Genomic DNA, 4,812 nt, shown 5'->3' on the forward strand with positions numbered 1-4,812 from the left:
ATACACAAAAATTCGCATAAATAGCTAACTTGCCATTATTATGGGGATGAAGATTATCGAATCAAGCCTATTTAGTGCGGAAAACCTATGAAAAAATCTTTTCAAGTGATCGCCATCATCGGAAAACCACGAGATCAGCAAGCAATTCAGACTCACCGGGAGCTATACACTTGGTTGAAATCTGAGGGCTATCAAGTTTTTATCGATGACCGTTTAATTGAAATTCTCGATGACGTACCCAAAGAAGACTTTGCTAGCTTGATTCAATTAGGCAAAGCGGCTGATCTTGCCATCGTGGTCGGCGGTGATGGCAATATGCTTGGTGCTGCCCGCGTATTATCAAGATTTGATATCTCCGTGATTGGCGTCAATCGAGGCAATCTTGGCTTTTTAACGGACTTAAACCCTGAAGATTTCCAATCCGCTCTTAAAACCGTACTAGATGGCGAATTTATTGAAGAAGAGCGCTTTTTGCTCGAAGCGGAAGTGCATCGTCACGGGCAAGTAAAAAGCCACAATGCTGCACTCAACGAAGCCGTTCTCCACCCAGGCCAAGTGGCGCACATGATTGAGTTCGAAGTTTACATTGATGACAGCTTCGCATTCTCTCTACGTGCCGACGGCTTAATTGTCTCCACACCGACAGGTTCAACCGCTTACTCCTTGTCTGGAGGTGGTCCAATACTATCCCCTAGCCTAAATGCGATCTCTTTGGTTCCGATGTTTCCACATACACTATCGAGCCGCCCATTAGTGGTTGATGGCAATCGTCGCATAAAACTCGTGGTTTCACCTGATAATCGTGGTACTCAAGAAGTCAGTTGCGACGGCCAAGTATCTCTCCCTGTTTCCCCAGGTGACGAAGTACATATTTATCAAAGCCCTAATGTACTCAAACTGATCCACCCGAAAGATTACAGCTATTATCACGTGTTACGAAATAAACTCGGTTGGTCTAGCAAACTCTTCTAGCATTCCCATAGGGTTAGCAATAGGGCTAACCCTATACTTTTACAAACACTTCCACTACTTTTCCCCATTTATCCATATAAGCTATCGCTAATTTACAATTTATAAAATTTGATCCTGTGTGCAAATTCTAATATCAATCCATCAAGCCAATTGAATGAAAACTGAGCGATGATATTCTCTTGGCGAATAGAATAAAAACTCTATTCAATATCCAACCATAGAGGACACAGCATGAAAAAAACGATTATATTGTCCGCTCTATCTACGTTAGTGCTTATGGGCTGCCAATCAGAAGATTCAAAAGTCACCGATACATCCAACGCAAGAGCGAACGACATCACTCAGACTAAACGCGAACTCGCACTGGAACTGAGCGAAAGTTACGCCGAAGTAGAACCGCTACTTAGAAAAGAAATTACCGCTCAAGACACTAGCGTCGCGGTTTCTGAGTTTGCCGAGATTAATCCACTTTCAACATTTAGCCATCAGTTACTAGAAGCTGATGATCAAATTCGTAGCTGGAAAGGCATTACCGAATATGCCGATCAGATTTTGGAAGTTCGCCTAGCAAACCCAGCGATGCTAGACGCATGGCAACAAGGAGAGATCGAACCACTGTTTGCATTTGAACCAAGCGGTGACGATGAGCAATGGCAGTACATTGAAGCGTATGACGTGTACGGCCAACTTCACCAGCTTGATGTTTACCAATTGCCTGACGTTCCTGTTCTTGTGGTTGATAGCAATAGTAGTGCCGAACTCAAAGCTGGCTTACAAGCGATGCAAGCTGAGATGAACAAACTGGGTCAATCAACCCGCGTACAGCCTTTCCTCAACAGCCGCAGTGACAATACGACATTCAGCGCTCGTAGCTCAGGTGAAGTGGCCCCGATTCACACCACTCAATTAAAGAAAATTCGCCTAGGAAACGACCAAGAACCTTGGATTTCGGGCAAAGCTGAGATTTATGCCTTGGTGACAGGGGTAAACCCAAGTCGCGATGAGCCGACTTTAGATCTGGTTGAATTACCTTACTTGGATTATGACAATCAAGATTACTACCCAAATCAAATCATGATTCATTGGTCTCGCTATCGTTGGGGGGCTGCTGACATCGTCATCATGGAGCAAGATGATGGAACCGACTATAAAAAACTCGCGAGTTTGTTAGTACAGGTTGCAGAAGAAGTCTTAAAAGCGATTCCTGATCCTGAAGTGCAAGCCTACGCAATTATTCCGCAAATCACGAACAAGATCATCGCAGCCATTCCAGATGGCGCACTAACCAATGATGATGACTTTGTTGATGTGTACTACACCATTATGCAAGACACCTCGTATGTCGATCACCCTGGGGCTGGGGTCAATGCAGTGGTCACGCTAGAGCCGCTGACCATTAACCCAACTCGTCCATAGAGGATAAACCCAATGCAAGCCGCAGTAATCACTGCGGCTTTTTAGTACCCATCACAAAAAAACTCTCCCAATAAAAAAAACCACCAGCCCACCTTTACTGTATAAAGAAACAGTATATACTGCACTTATATACAGTATTGTTCATTTAAACAGGTACAACTACATGCTGGCTCATCTAAGTGTTAATAATTTTGCAATTGTTAAGTCTCTACAGCTAGAGCTATCCAAAGGAATGACGACCATTACAGGCGAAACAGGCGCAGGTAAATCTATTGCTATTGATGCATTAGGTTTATGTTTGGGCGGACGCGCAGAAGCCAGCATGGTCCGACAAGGGGAAGAGAAAACAGAAGTCAGTGCCGCTTTTTCTCTTGAAAATAATATTCACGCAACGCGCTGGCTAGAAGACAATGACCTTCTTGATGGCAACGACTGTATTTTACGTCGAATTGTTAGCAAAGAAGGACGTTCACGCGCATTTATTAACGGCAGCCCAGTACCACTTTCACAACTCAAATCTCTTGGGCAGCTCTTAATCAATATTCACGGTCAACATGCTCACCATCAACTGATGAAAAGCGAGTACCAAATGGCCATGCTTGATCAATATGCAGGGCATACTAACCTTTTAAAAAGTACCCGAAATGCTTACCAAACTTGGCGACAAGCGGATAACAACCTCAAGCAATTGAAGGAAAACAGCGCAGCCAACTTGGCTCAAAAACAACTGCTCGAATATCAAATAAAAGAACTCAATGAGCTTTCACTTGGCGAGGATGAATATGAAGAGCTTGAACAAGAGCACAAAAGACTATCCAACAGCGGAGAGCTTGCCTCTACCTGCCAACAAGCCATCGAACTTATTTACGAAGGCGAAGAAGTTAATGCGCTTGGTATTTTGCAATCAGCCAATCATTCCTTAATTCAATTAGCAGAATTAGATGAAAAGCTTGCTGACCTGCCCAACATGGTCGCTGAAGCCATCATTCAACTGGAAGAAGCGAATAGCGAATTGCGCAACTATCTCGACAATATTGACGTCGATCCCGGTCGGATGGCGTATGTCGAGGAGCGATTCTCCAAAGTAATGTCGATAGCTCGCAAACATCACGTTATGCCAGATGACTTGTATCAACACCACCAAGATTTATTGAGTCAAATTGAAGCGCTTGACTGCTCAGATGAAAAGCTCGATGCATTAGAGCAAGAAGTAGAGAACAAGTATCAAGCTTTCTTGATCGCAGCAGAAAAACTTCACAAGTCACGCGGCCGCTACGCGAAAGAATTGAACAAACTTATTACCGCAAGCATGCACGAATTAAGCATGGAAAAAGCCCAGTTCAGTATTGATGTCAATAATCAAGGAACTCACCCTTCTCCACTAGGGATGGATAGTGTTTGTTTCGTTGTTTCAACCAACCCAGGTCAACCAATGCAACCTATTGCTAAAGTCGCCTCTGGTGGTGAGCTGTCTCGTATTTCATTAGCTATCCAAGTGATTACCGCGCAGAAAGTTGATACTCCAAGTCTAATCTTTGATGAAGTCGATGTGGGGATCAGCGGCCCTACAGCAGCCGTGGTTGGTAAAATGCTGCGTAAGCTTGGCGAATCAACCCAAGTGCTGTGTGTAACTCACCTGCCTCAAGTTGCAGGCTGCGGTCATCAACAGTTGTTTGTCGCTAAGCAAACCAAAGCCGGAAAAACCGAAACGCAAATGAATTCATTGAATGATAACGAGCGAATCTCTGAACTTGCTCGCCTACTTGGAGGCAGTCAGATCACTGAATCAACCTTAGCGAACGCTCGCGAATTGCTGATTGCCGCTTAATACTCGCTAACTAGCCGAGCCAAAGTTCCATAAAACAACTTTTTTGGCTCGACTTTGCAACAAAACTCAAAAATCGCAGTCTGAAACAATTCAAAACTGCATGAGTTTTTTACATTGAGGCTCAGCTTGTTTATTATCGGCAAAGTTTAACCAATATCAGTAGCAAGAATTTAAGTATGCAATTCACAAAGTGGCTTATCGCTGTACCGCTCGCTGTGTCTACCCTGACAGGCTGCTCTCTATTAGAAAAATTGGTTTATCGTATTGATATCAACCAAGGCAACTACATCGAACAAGGCTCAGTTGAAAAACTAAAGTTTGGCATGACGAAAGAGCAAGTTCGTTACGTAATGGGCTCACCAATGTTGATTGAAAATGGCTACCCAGATACTTGGTACTACATCTACCACCACACTGAAGGCCACAACGACTCAGTACAAAAAGACTTGATCGTTAACTTCAATGGCCAAGGCCAACTGGTAGAAGTAAAAGGTGACTTCCCAGCAAGTAGCGACTTTTTCGAAAGTATTAACTAAGCAGAAAGCAGAAAGCAGAAAGCAGAAAGCAGAAAGCAGAAAGCAGAAAGCAGAAAGCAG

At 43.8% G+C, this 4,812-nt stretch carries 4 protein-coding genes; all 4 read left to right on the forward strand.

All coding sequences use genetic code 11. From position 1 onward, the window contains the following. Positions 1 to 87: 87 nt before the first annotated feature. The 4 genes from nadK (at position 88) to bamE (ending at position 4,752) form a co-directional block, all read left to right on the forward strand. Positions 88 to 972, forward strand: coding sequence for an NAD(+) kinase (nadK, locus tag AC4MRV_RS21235; protein WP_491189280.1), 885 nt, complete (start codon positions 88 to 90; stop codon positions 970 to 972). 231 nt (positions 973 to 1,203) lie between these two features. Then, positions 1,204 to 2,388: a DUF3103 domain-containing protein gene (locus AC4MRV_RS21240; protein ID WP_491189281.1), complete on the forward strand. Its 1,185-nt coding sequence runs from the start codon at positions 1,204 to 1,206 to the stop codon at positions 2,386 to 2,388. 163 nt (positions 2,389 to 2,551) lie between these two features. Continuing rightward, positions 2,552 to 4,216, forward strand: a complete 1,665-nt coding sequence (gene recN / locus AC4MRV_RS21245) for a DNA repair protein RecN (protein ID WP_491189282.1) — start codon at positions 2,552 to 2,554, stop codon at positions 4,214 to 4,216. A gap of 176 nt (positions 4,217 to 4,392) precedes the next feature. Then, positions 4,393 to 4,752: an outer membrane protein assembly factor BamE gene (gene bamE, locus AC4MRV_RS21250; RefSeq protein ID WP_491189283.1), complete on the forward strand. Its 360-nt coding sequence runs from the start codon at positions 4,393 to 4,395 to the stop codon at positions 4,750 to 4,752. Positions 4,753 to 4,812 lie beyond the last annotated feature (60 nt).

It is taken from the genome of Vibrio sp. (genome assembly GCF_984391705.1).

Excerpts from the sequence above, each read along its gene's own strand:
- AC4MRV_RS21240 (WP_491189281.1), top strand. The coding sequence starts at position 1,204 with ATGAAAAAAACGATTATATTGTCCGCTCTATCTACGTTAGTGCTTATG.
- bamE (WP_491189283.1), top strand. The coding sequence starts at position 4,393 with ATGCAATTCACAAAGTGGCTTATCGCTGTACCGCTCGCTGTGTCTACC.
- recN (WP_491189282.1), top strand. The coding sequence starts at position 2,552 with ATGCTGGCTCATCTAAGTGTTAATAATTTTGCAATTGTTAAGTCTCTA.
- nadK (WP_491189280.1), top strand. The coding sequence starts at position 88 with ATGAAAAAATCTTTTCAAGTGATCGCCATCATCGGAAAACCACGAGAT.